This is a genomic window from Chitinophaga japonensis (assembly GCF_007830125.1).
GTDB lineage: Bacteria > Bacteroidota > Bacteroidia > Chitinophagales > Chitinophagaceae > Chitinophaga > Chitinophaga japonensis.
Window position 1 is genome coordinate 1,159,185 of sequence record NZ_VLLG01000002.1, and the last position, 13,686, is coordinate 1,172,870.

The 13,686-nt window shown below is 54.3% G+C and carries 13 protein-coding genes; 7 read left to right on the plus strand and 6 right to left on the minus strand.

The genetic code is table 11. From position 1 onward, the window contains the following. Nucleotides 1–12 precede the first annotated feature (12 nt). A complete protein-coding gene (locus tag LX66_RS04530) occupies nucleotides 13–846 on the minus strand; it encodes a carbohydrate-binding family 9-like protein (RefSeq protein WP_145710698.1) in 834 nt (277 codons plus the stop codon). A gap of 246 nt (nucleotides 847–1,092) precedes the next feature. On the opposite strand from LX66_RS04530, the gene LX66_RS04535 reads away from it, so the two are divergent. After that, nucleotides 1,093–1,449 (plus strand): winged helix-turn-helix transcriptional regulator, encoded by a 357-nt coding sequence (locus LX66_RS04535; protein ID WP_145710699.1) that lies wholly within the window; start codon nucleotides 1,093–1,095, stop codon nucleotides 1,447–1,449. Between the two features lie 13 nt (nucleotides 1,450–1,462). Here LX66_RS04535 and LX66_RS04540 read toward each other — a convergent pair whose 3' ends face one another. From LX66_RS04540 to LX66_RS04550, 3 genes are all read right to left on the minus strand, one after another. Continuing rightward, nucleotides 1,463–3,307: a gamma-glutamyltransferase family protein gene (locus tag LX66_RS04540; RefSeq protein WP_145710700.1), complete on the minus strand. Its 1,845-nt coding sequence runs from the start codon at nucleotides 3,305–3,307 to the stop codon at nucleotides 1,463–1,465. 89 nt (nucleotides 3,308–3,396) lie between these two features. Next, a complete protein-coding gene (locus tag LX66_RS04545) occupies nucleotides 3,397–4,419 on the minus strand; it encodes an endo alpha-1,4 polygalactosaminidase (RefSeq protein WP_145710701.1) in 1,023 nt (340 codons plus the stop codon). Nucleotides 4,420–4,514: 95 nt separating this feature from the next. After that, the gene (locus LX66_RS04550) at nucleotides 4,515–5,681 is read right to left on the minus strand and encodes an MFS transporter (RefSeq protein ID WP_211365994.1); all 1,167 of its coding nucleotides are present in this window, start codon (nucleotides 5,679–5,681) and stop codon (nucleotides 4,515–4,517) included. Between the two features lie 77 nt (nucleotides 5,682–5,758). On the opposite strand from LX66_RS04550, the gene yiaK reads away from it, so the two are divergent. The 6 genes from yiaK (at nucleotide 5,759) to LX66_RS04580 (ending at nucleotide 11,259) form a co-directional block, all read left to right on the plus strand. Then, complete coding sequence (gene yiaK / locus LX66_RS04555) at nucleotides 5,759–6,745, plus strand: 3-dehydro-L-gulonate 2-dehydrogenase (RefSeq protein ID WP_170232340.1); 987 nt, start codon at nucleotides 5,759–5,761, stop codon at nucleotides 6,743–6,745. A 124-nt stretch (nucleotides 6,746–6,869) separates the two neighbouring features. Further along, nucleotides 6,870–7,307 (plus strand): hypothetical protein, encoded by a 438-nt coding sequence (locus LX66_RS04560; protein WP_145710702.1) that lies wholly within the window; start codon nucleotides 6,870–6,872, stop codon nucleotides 7,305–7,307. A gap of 184 nt (nucleotides 7,308–7,491) precedes the next feature. After that, complete coding sequence (locus tag LX66_RS04565) at nucleotides 7,492–8,301, plus strand: sulfite exporter TauE/SafE family protein (protein ID WP_145710703.1); 810 nt, start codon at nucleotides 7,492–7,494, stop codon at nucleotides 8,299–8,301. A gap of 33 nt (nucleotides 8,302–8,334) precedes the next feature. Next, complete coding sequence (locus tag LX66_RS04570; protein ID WP_145710704.1) at nucleotides 8,335–9,738, plus strand: MBL fold metallo-hydrolase; 1,404 nt, start codon at nucleotides 8,335–8,337, stop codon at nucleotides 9,736–9,738. Nucleotides 9,739–9,956: 218 nt separating this feature from the next. Further along, nucleotides 9,957–10,805 (plus strand): aldo/keto reductase, encoded by an 849-nt coding sequence (locus LX66_RS04575; RefSeq protein ID WP_145710705.1) that lies wholly within the window; start codon nucleotides 9,957–9,959, stop codon nucleotides 10,803–10,805. Nucleotides 10,806–10,884: 79 nt separating this feature from the next. Further along, nucleotides 10,885–11,259, plus strand: a complete 375-nt coding sequence (locus LX66_RS04580) for a winged helix-turn-helix transcriptional regulator (RefSeq protein ID WP_145710706.1) — start codon at nucleotides 10,885–10,887, stop codon at nucleotides 11,257–11,259. 21 nt (nucleotides 11,260–11,280) lie between these two features. Here the strand turns inward: LX66_RS04580 and LX66_RS04585 are convergent, their stop codons facing one another. Further along, nucleotides 11,281–11,979, minus strand: coding sequence for a DUF2306 domain-containing protein (locus LX66_RS04585; RefSeq protein ID WP_145710707.1), 699 nt, complete (start codon nucleotides 11,977–11,979; stop codon nucleotides 11,281–11,283). Between the two features lie 81 nt (nucleotides 11,980–12,060). Further along, nucleotides 12,061–13,590, minus strand: coding sequence for a family 43 glycosylhydrolase (locus LX66_RS04590; RefSeq protein ID WP_158642534.1), 1,530 nt, complete (start codon nucleotides 13,588–13,590; stop codon nucleotides 12,061–12,063). Between the last annotated feature and the right edge of the window lie 96 nt (nucleotides 13,591–13,686).

Sequence of the window (13,686 nt, forward strand, 5' to 3'; positions counted from 1 at the left end):
CAGTTAGTTTTATTAGTTAGCGGCGGCCTGCGTGGAAAATTGCAGGTATCCCCATTTGGCCGGCACATGCATATTGATGACGCCCTGCGGCGACCATACCCAGTTATGTTCCGGCAAAGGCTTGCCGGTGGCCGGGTTGGTCTTTTTAATGTATTGTCCGTTCTTAATATCGGTGTCCCATTCCACGCGGGAGAAATTGATACGCCATACGGTACCGTTCCCCGGCACCATGGGAACGCCCAGCAGGTGAAGCGCGGTGAATGGAATAGCCATTTCCACGGTCCATGACCGGTCTTTGTCATCCGGCTGGTTCAGGGTCCCGTTTATATGCACGGCCGTGCGCATGCCTTTCGCATCCCAGGTCATCAGGGCATGAGCGCCCTCGCTGTAAGGCCTGGGCATGAACAGGTCGAAAATGGTGTTGCGGGCATTTACCTCTATCTCGAAATACTCCCGTGTGTCCCCGTCGGGATCAATGAACACCTCAAAGTCATTGTCATGGAAAATGATGGTATCGTGCTGCAATAGCTTGCCCCATATATGCGGCTCTTCCAACTCGGCGGCAATGTAAAGGTATTGTTCGTCCCAGAGCATTTTTACGCGGGTGCGCAGGGGTGGCCGGGGCTGCCTGCTCCCTTCAATATCCACGAAGTCGCTGGTCCAGGATGCCTGACTCCAGGCCGCTTCGTCCGGTTTCCCGTCAATCACCGGCGGCTGGCTGCTGCGGTAGCAGGTGTAGCGCAGGGGCGCCGTATCCTGCGCCCAAACGGTTACTGTTGAAAATAGGAATAGCCACCCGGTTAAAATAGGACGGATGCTGCTTTTACAAGTAATAAAACGGTGCATGCGTAAATATAGGGAATAGCTATAAAATCCGTCCATGTAATTTCGTGCAGCGTTCAAATAATTCCCGTTTGCCATTTTAACCTGATCCCCTACTTTACTGCGCCGATTTTACAGGACGGATTTACGTGATGACGTGAAATGTGCCTGAAGCAAGGTTTCCGTTCACATCATACCACAAAACAAATACTTGCCGGGCACCTGTGCAATAACTCATTATTTAATTAGTAACTACTTAAACAGATAGATATGGCGGAAAGAAAGGTGACCTCCACCAATTACCAGAACCAGGCTTTCCTGGAAAGCAAATGCTCCCTTAACGAGCTGATGGTGCTGCTGAGCCGGCGCTGGATCACGGAGATCCTTTTCTGCATAGAAGAAGGCAACAGCCGCTTTTCCGGTATTAAGGAAGAGTTGTCGCCTATTACAGACCACATCCTGGCAGACCGTTTAAAGCTGCTGGAAAAGAACCGGCTCATCAACCGGCAGCATTTCCCGGAGGTGCCGCCCAAAGTGGTGTACACGCTTACGGAAAAAGGCCGGGAGCTGTGCGGGCTGCTGGAAAAGCTCTGTGATTTCTCCGGCACCATTCCGAATGTGTGCTGACAAGCACCTGCGCTTACCAGCCGATCCCGTAATCTTCCCCGTGATTGCTGGAGCCGCCCCAGAAGCTGCCATGCTCCCAGTCGAACCAGATAGCGTTGATCGGGCCGGAAGTGCGTGCCTGGTAATCTGTTTTATACCCCATCCGTTTTAGCTCCTTGCGCGTCCAGGAGGGCGTATTTTCCTGCAGGGTAAGCCCGCCGGGCTTGCGCTCATGCATACCAAAGGAGGAATACATCTGGTAGCTGTTGAAGTTAGCCGCCTCCGCCGCTTCCTGCACATTCATCCCGAATTCCACTACATTCAGAAAGAACTGCAGCAGGTTCTGGTCCTGCGTATCGCCGCCCTGCACGGCAAAGGCCAGATAGGGTTTACCATCCTTCATGGCCAGTGTAGGCGTGAGGGTTACCCTGGGCCGCTTGCCCGGCTCCATTACGTTAAAAGGGTTTTCCTTTTCATCCAGCACAAAGCTCTGCAGGCGCTGGCTCATACCAATACCGGTACGGCCTGCAATGGTAGCCGGTATCCAGCCGCCGCTGGGCGTAACGGACACCACCCATCCTTCAGCATCGGCAGCTTCCACGGAAGTGGTGCCGCTCAGGAACGTCCGCAGGAAAGGATCATCCGGGCCCTGTATAGGCTGGTCCGGCTTATAGGCGGCGGTATGGCCCCAGTTCTTCAGCAGTCCCAGGTAAGGGTTTTGCTGCTGCTGGAAGGGATAGGGATCTCCCGGCCCCAGGGTAGTGTCATTCTGCTCCGGGTCAATGGCCCGCGCCCGCTCCTTTGCATAGGCTTTGGAGAGCAGCCCTTTCATGGGCTCCTCCGGCGGAAAATAGGGATCGCCGTAATAAAAGTCCCGGTCGGCAAAGGCCAGGTTCATGGCCTGGTATACGGTATGAATGTAGCGGGAGGAATTATATCCCATGCTTTTGAGGTCAAAGTTTTCCAGTATGTTCAGTGCCTGCAGCATGGCCGGCCCCTGCGTCCATTGGGAGAGCTTGTACACTTCAATGCCTTTGTAGGTGACCATCAGGGGCTCCTCGATGCGCACTTTCCAGTTAGCCATATCCTGCAGGGTGATCAGGCCGCCCTGCTCTTTGCAGCCGCGCACAAATTCCCGCGCAATGTCTCCCTTGTAGAAACGGTCATAAGCAGCATAGATGGCTTCCTTCCGGGATTTGCCCTGCCGTAGCGCGGCCTGTTCCGCATCCACCATTTTCTGCAAGGTGGCCAGCAGGTCTGCCTGGCGGAAGATCTCCCCGCCATCGGGCGCCAGGCGCGGCCGGTCCGGGTGCGTAAAGAACACCTGTTTGGAATAGGGCCATTGCGTGATCCACTTTTTATACTCCTGGATATAGTTGGCCGTTTGCGCCTCTATGGGATAACCTTTGGCCAGCTCCATGGCAGGCGCCAGCACTTCTTTCAGGCTTTTGGTGCCGTACTCCGCCAGCATGGTCAGGATACCGCCGGGGGTGCCGGGCGTAACGGCCGACAGTGGTCCGTACTCCGGCGGGTACTGCATATTCCGCTGCCTGTAAAAAGCAGGCGTGGCCCCTGTAGGAGCCACGCCCAGTGCATTGATGCCTGTTACTTTTTTTGTATTTGGATTGTAGATGAGCGCCTGCGTTTCCCCACCCCAGCTCAGCACATCCCACATGGTGGAAGTAGCGGCTATCATGGCGCAGGCGGCATCTACCGCATTGCCGCCCTGCTGGAATATCATGGCCCCGGCTGTAGCGGCAAGCGGTTTGCCGGTAATAGCCATCCAGTGGCGGCCGTGTAAAACGGGTTTTTGCGTGGTTTGCGCCGGCAGCAGTCCCGGCAGGCATAACAAGAGCAATAGGGTAGTACATTTTCCCATAGCAATAAAGAGATTGGTTGCGATGGTACTAAATATACTGCTTTGCCGGTTGCCATGCAGCTAAAATAGATGAACGGCGCTCACATTTGTCAAATGTTCTCAAAAAAATCAAAGGCATCAATAATGTCCAGGTAAGCGCCATCGAAATGGCTGTCCAGGACTTTTTTCAGGTAGGAGGTGTCAGTGCCGGAAATAATGTTTTTCCAGCCTGCATTCCAGTACTCCACATAATAATTGCCCGACCAGTAGGGATCTTCTGCGCGGATAAAGGACGGGTTGCCAACTGTCCAGTTGCTTTGCCAGTAATAGCGGTAGCGCTCTGCCTCCCCGATGGACAGGTAGCAGATCACCATGCGGCGGCCACCATTGGCCTTCACCTTTAGCTGGTCGATCTCTGCTGCGGTGAATGGATCGTTCGTATCCAGGAACAGGTCCATAATGATGGCGTCATAATTGGTGGCCTTTACTGCATTGATAAACCGGGCCTTCGTGGAATAGTTCTGCGGATTAATGAGATACAGGAAGTTCTTTGCCTGTGCGATGGAGGTAATATCATTGCTGTTCACACCATAGGGTTGTGCCGGGTAGGACGGGATATTATCCAGCTCCCGGTGATCAGCGGCAAAGGAAATATAGCCGTTGCTGTTATTGGAGCTGTAGGATCTGTTCATGTTCGTTTGCCCGGAACAGTAGTCGGTGACCAGCACCTTTTTATCCGCCTTGATCCTGTCCAGGAACGCACGCAGGTAAGCGTTGTCCTCCGCAGGCGTAGGCACATTATCGTCCGTGTAGCCAAAGAAAAGATCTTCCTGCCCCACGGCGTCTATGGCATGTATATAGGCCTGGGACAGGGTGCCGTCGCTCTCCCCGCTGGTAGTGATCAGCTCTATCCCGTTCTGGGTAATAATGGCGAACTGTGGGTGCTGCGCCTTGGCATATTCGCTGATCCCGATCACGAAATTCCGCATCTCCTCCCGGTAGTCGATCACGGCGGGGGATATCTTTTGCTCTTCTGTAACGGGTTTTAAGGGAGCCAATTTTTCCGACCTGGAACAGGAAAACAGGCACAGGAACATGGCTACTGCTAACAGTAAGGTCTTGCTGGTTTTCATAGATATGGATATTTGCCCTCTTAAACGCTCACATAGTTCAAAATGTTATGCGTATGGCAGAAAAAAATGATGAGATCGCTAAAATGGATAAAAATTCAGGGTTTTGCAGATACAGTAGCGGTAACGATCACGTTGATGAGCACCATCAGCGCCGTACCGGCGCAGAACAGGGGCCAGTGGCCGATATTCCACAGCCCGATGCCGATAGCGGAGCCACAGGCCCCACCAATGAAGGTGCTGGTCATAAATACGGTATTGAAGCGGTTGCGCGCTTCCGGCAAAATGGAGTAGATGATGGTCTGGTTGGAGATCTGGATGGTCTGGTGCCCCACATCTACCAGGATAATGCCCAGTACCAGCAAAAAGAGGCTGCTGCCGGTAAAATAGAACGCGGCAAAGCTCAGCAGCTCCATGACCAGTCCTATCCATATATTCATGCGGGCGCCCTGCCCGTCGCTGCGCTTGCCTACCAGCGGCGAAGCCAGGGCGCTGGCGGCGCCGGCCAGGCCAAACAGGCCGATAGTAGCGCTTTGATAGCCGAACGGCGGGGCGGACAGGAACAGCACCATGGTTACCCAGAAGGAGCTGAGCGCGGCAAACGACATGAAGTTGCGGAATGATGCCTGTCGCAGCGCAGGCTGTGTGCGGATATAATACAGGATGGATGCCATCAGTTGCCCGTAGCTGCCCTTAAAGGAAGGGTAGCTTTGCGGGAACCGCCAGCGCATCAGCACCAGCAGCACGGCAGCGATACCGGCGGCGATGTAGTATATTTCCCGCCACCCGAAAACGGCGCCTAAACTGCCGCTCACGGAGCGGGACGCCAGGATGCCTACAATAATGCCGCCCATGATAGTGCCGATCACGCTGCCCCGCCTGTTATCCGGCGCCAGGTGCGCAGCCAGCGGCAGTATCAGTTGGGCGGAAATGGAGCTGGCCCCTACCAGGAAGGCCGCTACCTGCAATACCCCGAAGGTGGGCGACCATGCCGACAGCGCCAGTGACCCGGTAGTGGCCACCATGCAAAGGAGGATCTGTTTCCGCCGCTCCATAATATCGCCCAGCGGCACCAGCAGCAGCAGGCCGCAGGCGTATCCTGTCTGGGTAAGCCAGGCTATGCGGCCGGCACGGCTTTCCGGTATGTTAAAATCTTTGGCGATCAGCACCAGCAATGGCTGGCAGTAATAGATGTTTGCCACCACCAGGCCGGAGCAGGCTGCCATAAAAAGCGTGTCCGATCTACTCAACTGTTTGCCCTGCATGAGATCCGTTTGTTTTAAAAGCCCTGCAAAGCTAGAAAAAAGTAGTAGTTTAAATGGCACAATGTAATTTGCGGACCATGATACGGATACCATTTGAACAACTGCAACAGGCGTTTAAAAGCGTATTGCTGCAGCTCAATTTCCCGGAAGAAAAAGCGGCGCTGTGCGCCCGCATATTTGCCAGCAACAGCCGCGACGGTGTGCATTCCCACGGGCTGAACCGCTTCCCCGTATTTGTGCAGTATGTAAAGGAAGGGCTGGTGCAGCCTGCGGTGGAACCTGCGCTGCAGGAAAGGAACGGCATCCTTGAAACCTGGAACGGGCACCTGGGCCCCGGCATGTATAACGCCACCCTGGCCATGAACCGTGCTATTGAGCTGGCAAAGGCCAACGGCATAGGCGGCGTGGTCATGCAAAATACCAACCACTGGATGCGGGGCGGCACCTATGGCTGGCAGGCGGCAGATGCGGGATGCATCGGCATCTGCTTTACCAACGCTATTGCCGGCATGCCCGCCTGGGGCGGAACAGAACCGGTGCTGGGCAATAATCCCCTGGTCATTGCCGTGCCTTATGAAAAAGGGCATATTGTGCTGGACATGGCCATGTCCCAGTTCTCCTACGGCAAAATGCAGGAACATGAATTAAAACAGGAGGCGCTGCCGGTAGCCGGCGGGTATGATACGGCAGGGCAGCTCAGCACCGATCCTGCAGCCATCCGGCAAAGCAAGCGGGCATTGCCCATCGGCTTCTGGAAAGGCTCCGGCCTGGCCCTGGTGCTGGATGTGGTGCTCACGGCGCTGAGCGGCGGCCGTTCTACCGCCAGAATAACCGCCGACAAAAAGGAATATGGCGTATCCCAGTGTTTCATTTGCCTGCACCGGCCGGACATGCATACGGCCCTGGTCACCGAAATATTGAATAATATCCAGGGCAGCACCCCTGCCAGCCCAGGCGGGCATATCTCCTATCCCGGTGAGAATACGCTGAAAAAACGCCTCCGGAGCGAAAGGGAAGGCGTGCTGGTGAATGAGGACATCTGGAAACAGGTGCAGCAACTGTAAGGCCGCCGGGTTGACCACAATCATATGAACGTTTGATGCACATCATTTCCCTGGCGGTAACAGGGCGGTACTTTTGCGTTACCTGCAAGCCCCTGTACGATCACTTTAACCGAATGCGTGCATCATGAAAAAGCTTTACCGGAGCATAGCGCTGCGCCGTTACCTGCTGTTATCTCCCCTGGTATTATTTCCCCTGCTGATGGTGGCCACCCCGCTAAACCGGGTCTATTGCGGCAGCATTGCCCTGGCCCTGGGCGCAGTGGCGGTATTGCTTTACCGGCCCGACCTGAAAAAGAAAATGAGCCTGCAAAGCGCTTTCTTCCTGCTGCTATGCCTGTTCTACTATGCAGGCATGCTGCTGCTTTTCCCGGAATATGTAGCGCCGCAGCGGCCATCCTCACCATTTACCTTTATCGCCGGCACGCGGCCGGAAGAACTGCTGCTTGTGTTTACAGCCGGTATGTACTGGTCCGGCTTGTTCAATATTTTCGCGGAGCCGGCATCCCCAGTTTATGTGATGGACCAGGACATTACCAGGAGCCAGACGGAAATTTACCGGTAATTACAGGGGAGCATACCGCATATTCAATAAAGCGATACCGGCCCGCCTGCACTGATCATAATCATTGTTGCGCATAACACCTGTCATTAAAAAAACCTGCCCCGTAAAAGACCTTCGCACGTGACAGAAGTCACAGTTAAAGCGCCGGATAACGGTCACCTTTGTGCTGTAAAATTCACCAACCATGGAAATAGCTGGTTATATCGCATCGCTGTTAATAGGCATCTCGCTGGGATTGATAGGCGGAGGCGGCTCCATCCTCACGGTGCCTGTACTGGTATACCTGTTCCGCGTAGCACCGGTGGCCGCCACGGCGTATTCACTGTTCATTGTGGGCGCCACGAGCCTGGTGGGCACTTTCCAGAAAAAGAAAAGCGGGGAGATCAATTTGAAGACGGCCGTCATTTTCGGGCTGCCTTCCATTGCGGCGGTGTATGCCACCCGGGCATTCATTGTACCGGCCATTCCCGCCACGCTGTTCACCATTGGCGGGCTAACCATTACCAAGCCCTTGCTGATGATGATCCTCTTTGCCCTGCTAATGGTATTTACTTCCGTGTCCATGATCCGGAACAAGCAAAAGGCGGCCAGGCAGGCAGCCGGCGAACAACACTTCAATTACCCGATGATCCTGCTGGAAGGTACGGTAGTGGGTGTGATCACCGGGCTGGTAGGGGCTGGCGGCGGCTTCCTCATCATCCCCGCGCTGGTGCTGCTCAGCAAGCTGCCCATGAAGCAGGCGGTAGGCACTTCACTGCTGATCATTGCGGCCAAATCGCTGATCGGCTTTACCGGCGACCTGGGACATGGCGCGATGGACTGGGGCCTGTTGCTGGGCGTAACCGCGCTGGCAGTAGCAGGCATCTTTATCGGCAACATGATCAGCAACAAGATACCGTCCGGGGGGCTGCAAAAAGGCTTCGGCTGGTTTGTGCTGGCCATGGGCATTTACATTATTGTAAAAGAGCTGATCTTTCCAATGGCTGATCACTAAAAGCATTTGATCCTGAACTAAAAAAACCAACATATGTACTTTCAGCATATTTACGACCCCACACTTGCGCAGGCAAGTTACTTTATCGGGTGTCAGCAGGCAGGCGTAGCTGCCGTAATAGATCCCAAAAGGGATGTGGATGTATACCTGGAGATGGCGCAACAGCAGAACATGCGGATCACGCATATACTGGAAACGCATATCCATGCCGATTTCCTGGCCGGCTCCCGGGAGCTGGCAGCGCTTACCGGCGCGGAGCTGTACCTCTCCGACGAAGGCGGCCCGGACTGGCAATACGCCTTCCCGCATCATGGCGTAAAGGATGGCGACATCATCAAAGTGGGCAAGCTCCGTATTGAAGTAATGCATACGCCCGGGCATACCCCGGAAAGCATCAGCTTTTTGCTGACGGATAACGCCGCTACGGATGTTCCCGTGATGCTGTTTACCGGCGACTTTGTATTTGTGGGCGACATCGGCCGTCCCGACCTGCTGGAAAAAGCGGCCGGCATCTCCGGCACGCAGGAGCCGGGCGCGCGGCAGATGTATCAATCCATTAAGAAGTTTGCCGCCCTGCCGGATTTTGTGCAGGTGTGGCCGGGCCACGGCGCCGGGTCTGCCTGCGGTAAAGCACTGGGCGCCGTGCCCAGCACCACGGTAGGCTATGAGAAAATAAGCAACTGGGCTTTCCGGTATATGAATGATGAAGAAGGCTTTGTGAAGTACCTGCTGACAGACCAGCCGGAACCGCCGAAGTACTTCGCCATGATGAAAAAGCTCAATAAGGTGGACCGCCCGCTGCTGACCGCGGTGCCCCAGCTCAAAGAGCTGGACAGCACAGCGCTCAAAGCGGCGCTGGAGAAGGGCTACACTTTGATAGACACCCGGAGCAAAAAGGATTTTGCCGCAGGATATATACCGGGCAGCATCAATATCCAGCACAATGATTCCTTCAACACCTGGGCCGGCTGGCTGCTGGATTATGAAACACCTTTCCTGTTGCTGGCAGCGCCATCACAACTGGAAGACCTTACCCGGAAACTGATGCGCATAGGACTGGACAATATCTATGGCTACATCCCGTCCACGGCAGTATGGACGGCTGCCGGCGGCACGCTGGACCAGGCCAGGGTAGTTCCGCTGGAGGAATTCAGGGAACTGTACAGCAACAATAATATACAACTGGTAGACCTGCGTGGCGAAGTGGAATATAAAAGCGGCCACATAAAAGGCGCGCAAAATGTATTTGCCGGCACCCTCCGGCAAAACCTGGACAAGATCAGCCGGGACAAGACCGTAGTGATCCATTGCCAGGGCGGCGACCGGGCTACCATTGCCTATTCACTGCTGGCAAAGAACGGGTTTAAGAATGTGCTGAATTTTTCAGGGGGCATGAACGAATGGGTAAAAGGAGGCAACCCCGTGGTAACATCGTGAGACTACCGGCCATGATAGTGCTCCTGTTATGGGCGCGCGGCCGGCAGCCGCCGGCGGCCCATGACACCGGTCAGCACAAAAGCTGATCCTGCCCCAGTGCGCGCCTATCTTTGAAATTCATAAGAAGTGCTTTGTTTTTGACAACCATTGCTGTGAAATTTAGCGCCACCTTTGACACGGTATTTGTACCCTGAATGTTCATCTAAAAAATTACAGATATGTCAACAATCACAGCACAAAAGCTTAGCTACCCCCTGGGGGGCGACCTTATCATTAACCGCCTGGGGTACGGCGCCATGCAACTGACCGGCAATGGCGTGTTCGGCGAAGCAGCCGACCGCGAAAACGCCAAAAAAGTATTACAGGCCGCCGTAGAAGCCGGCGTGAACTTCATTGACACCGCGGAGGCTTATGGTCCCCGGCTTAATGAAACCCTGATAGCAGATGCATTGTATCCTTACAAAGAAGGGCTGGTCATTGCCACCAAAGGCGGCTTTAAACGGCCCGGCCCCAACCAGTGGGTGCCTAACGGCCACCCGGATTTTATCCGGGAGAATATTGAAGGCAGCCTCAAAAGGCTGAAAACGGATACCATAGACCTCTGGCAACTGCACCGCATTGATCCCGATGTGCCGGTAGCAGAGTCACTGGGGCCGGTGGCCGACGCGGTAGCAGCCGGCAAGATCCGCTATGTAGGCTTGTCTGAAGTAACGATCGCGCAGATCGAAGCAGCGGAAAAAACAGTGCCCATTGTATCCGTGCAGAACCTGTATAACCTGGGCGACCGGCAGTGGGAAGCCGTAGTGGATTACACAGCGAAGCGGGGCATGGCCTTCATACCCTGGTTCCCGCTGGCCTCCGGCCCGCAGGCCCTGGCCGGCAAGATCAGTGATATTGCCCGGGCGCACCAGGCTACCGTGGCGCAGATAGCGCTGGCATGGCTGCTGCAGCGCTCTCCCAATATTTTGCTGATACCCGGCACCAGCTCTTTGAACCACCTGGCGGAGAATATGAAAGCCGCGGAAATTACATTGAGCGAAGCGGAATTTGCAGCATTATCCAGGTGATGAGCGGAGGTATGAAAAGCGATACCGAAAAATTTTTCGGTATCGCTTTTCGTATGGAAACGCTTAAATTTATATTGCTATGTACGGGAAAAAAACCAAAAAGATCAAAGACGACCTGGATTGTGGCATCACGGTTGCCATGCGGGTATTCGGCGCCAAGTGGAAGCCCTGTATCATCGATGCTGTTTACAGGGGCTACAACCGCCCCAGTGAAATACACCGGCAGGTGCCGGAAGCCAGCGCCCGGGTACTGGACATACAGCTCAGCGAGCTGCTGGAGTTGGGCGTTGTCACCAGGGAAACCGGCGAAGGGTTTCCATTGTACAGCGTATACCAGCTAACGGAGCTGGGCGAAAGCATTGTACCGATTGTACGGCAGCTCAACAAGTGGGGAGACACCTACAAAGAACAGGTCAGGGAAAAACTGGCCGAAGCCTATATGGATATGGAATGAGCGGCAATGATATTGCTCCTGCTACGCCTTTCTTTTACTGCTCAGGATAATTTCATACACATACAGGGGCACTGCCCAGCCCAACCAGAAAAAGGAGGGCGATATGTCTTCGAAACTGCCGAGCCCCTGCACAAAAGGCGTTTTCAATGACAGCCCTGAAATAATGAATGCCAGCGTAACAATATAGCTCCGGGTCATCCATTCCCGGTGCAGCTTAAACTTCTTTTTAATGGCCGTATAATAGGCGATGGCGGTGGCGCTGATCCAGACGCCTGCCCATACCTGCACGGAAAAGGCATAGGCCCAGTTCACCTCATACGCAGTAGTAAAGGCCAGTATCATGGCACAGGTGCTGCTCAGCAGGATAGCCAGCAGGTAAAGGATCCCTATGACCCGGTGTACCTTCCAGCTATAATTCCGGAGCTTAGGCCAGAACTGTACCAGGCCGAGCACCAGCGCGCCGCCGCCACCCGTGATATGGGCTATAAGCACCCATCGCAGGCTGAAGTACTTTCCCAGCGCTTCAGGCGTCAGTTCGAGGAAATGGTCCGCGCCATGCATAAAGAGCCATGTCAGGAATACGATCGTGGCCCAAAGGAGGAATGGGATGATATCCGCCCGATCCGGTTTTAGTACGGCAGACTTACTGGTATTATTCTTTGTTTTTGGCTGGTGCGTGATCTTCTCAGCAGGTCGTTGGCCGGTTGGATGTTCGATCATTGTTGTGCATTTTTGTTGGCACAAAATTCAGGCAGGCCCGGCTGCCAGGCAATAACCGAAAAAAGATTCCGTACCGGCTGGCTACCTGTACCTCATCTCGAAATAACTGAAATCAGCCGGTGCCGCTACCGCGCCCTGGTGCATCAGTCCCGGCCGCGGGCTACGGTCCCAGGGTGGTAAAAACTCACCGTTATAGTAGACCTCACCTGTTTTCAATGGGTTCCAGGTATTTCCATCTTTGCTCCAGTAAAACCGGCATTGATAGCCTTTTTCAACCTTCATTTTTAACTGCAGATGTTCGCCTCGTGGAATTACTGACTCCTGCAAAACGGATCTTTCGCCCTTCTTTACTTCCCAAACCTGTACCGTATCATTCTTAACGCCCACCCCTACGGACTGGCCGGCGTCGCCATACAGGACCAGGCCTTTCAGCGAAGCATTATGGTTGGCTACCTCCGTCGATATTTCATAATCGCCATCAAGCGGGCGAACCGTGAGGACAGTACCGGTGCGGTTACCGACACCCGGTAGCCCGGATAGCGACAGATTTCCCTTTTCGATCTTTACACGTGGTGCGCTGTTGCGGAAATCCCATTGCCAGGCGTAGGACAAAGCTGTCTTTGAAAAGTCGTCCCGGAAATTCTTAATCGTACCTGCCTTTTCTCCCAATGGCCGGATGCGGGGCCAGCCTGTTTGCGCATCCCAGCGCAGTTCCCCCAGCATACCCTGCCTTCCCGTATATACATCATCCGTTTTGCTGTAAGCATGATACAGGTAAAAGTCCTTCCCTTCTTTGGAGGTTACGATGGTACCATGGCCGGTGCATTTCCAGTCTGCTGTTTCAGAGAATACCGGGTTGCCTGGAAATTTCGTGTATGGCCCCAGCAGCGATGCCGATTGTGCTACTTCCACCTCGTAACTGCAACCGCGGCCGCAACAGTTGCCCACAGAATAGAACAGGTAGTAGTACCCATTCCTCCTTACCAGGCACTGCCCTTCCAGCCCTTTCTTCTCATCATCCCGCAGCAGGGTATAATGTGCGCTATCCACTTTTAAACCATCGTCCGAAAGCCGGGCAACCAGCAGCTCTATGGGCCGCTCATCCAGGCCATAGGCCTTCCAGGTCATGTACAAGCGGCCATCTTCGGCTATCACAAAAGGATCAATTGCTTCCTTTCCAAACTCCAGCAGAATACCCCTGTCTGTAAATCCTTTCGCCGGGTCCTTTGAAGTAGCCACACCGATGCAGGAAATACCATCACTTTTTTTCCGGGCTACATAATACACGTAGTAAGTACCCTTCCAGTAAAAAAGCTCCGGCGCCCAAAACGAAGCTGATGCCCAGGCAGGCGTTTGAGAAAATACATAGCCGATCTGCCGCCAATGCAGGAGATCCCTGGACTGAAACAGTGGAAAATGAGGCGCCCATTCTGATGATGTTCCCGTGGCGTAGTAGACATCGCCCTTCCGGATAACAGAAGGATCGGCAAGATCGCCCGGGATCACCGGGTTTTCTTTCCGCCGGCTGCTATCCTCCCTGTTGGTTGGGATTAAGGTATTCCTGCCCGGCGCTTCATACCGGAAGCCGCTTTGATGTTCGGCAACCGCCAAACAAAAAACCGGGAATGACAGGGCGAGCAAAAGGAACAGGCTGGCAGCTTTACTATTGACGACGTTGTTTGAAAGGATGCGTGGCATATTGTGTTA

Excerpts from the sequence above, each read along its gene's own strand:
- LX66_RS04530 (WP_145710698.1), bottom strand. The coding sequence starts at position 846 with ATGCACCGTTTTATTACTTGTAAAAGCAGCATCCGTCCTATTTTAACC.
- LX66_RS04535 (WP_145710699.1), top strand. The coding sequence starts at position 1,093 with ATGGCGGAAAGAAAGGTGACCTCCACCAATTACCAGAACCAGGCTTTC.
- LX66_RS04540 (WP_145710700.1), bottom strand. The coding sequence starts at position 3,307 with ATGGGAAAATGTACTACCCTATTGCTCTTGTTATGCCTGCCGGGACTG.
- LX66_RS04545 (WP_145710701.1), bottom strand. The coding sequence starts at position 4,419 with ATGAAAACCAGCAAGACCTTACTGTTAGCAGTAGCCATGTTCCTGTGC.
- LX66_RS04550 (WP_211365994.1), bottom strand. The coding sequence starts at position 5,681 with ATGCAGGGCAAACAGTTGAGTAGATCGGACACGCTTTTTATGGCAGCC.
- yiaK (WP_170232340.1), top strand. The coding sequence starts at position 5,759 with ATGATACGGATACCATTTGAACAACTGCAACAGGCGTTTAAAAGCGTA.
- LX66_RS04560 (WP_145710702.1), top strand. The coding sequence starts at position 6,870 with ATGAAAAAGCTTTACCGGAGCATAGCGCTGCGCCGTTACCTGCTGTTA.
- LX66_RS04565 (WP_145710703.1), top strand. The coding sequence starts at position 7,492 with ATGGAAATAGCTGGTTATATCGCATCGCTGTTAATAGGCATCTCGCTG.
- LX66_RS04570 (WP_145710704.1), top strand. The coding sequence starts at position 8,335 with ATGTACTTTCAGCATATTTACGACCCCACACTTGCGCAGGCAAGTTAC.
- LX66_RS04575 (WP_145710705.1), top strand. The coding sequence starts at position 9,957 with ATGTCAACAATCACAGCACAAAAGCTTAGCTACCCCCTGGGGGGCGAC.
- LX66_RS04580 (WP_145710706.1), top strand. The coding sequence starts at position 10,885 with ATGTACGGGAAAAAAACCAAAAAGATCAAAGACGACCTGGATTGTGGC.
- LX66_RS04585 (WP_145710707.1), bottom strand. The coding sequence starts at position 11,979 with ATGATCGAACATCCAACCGGCCAACGACCTGCTGAGAAGATCACGCAC.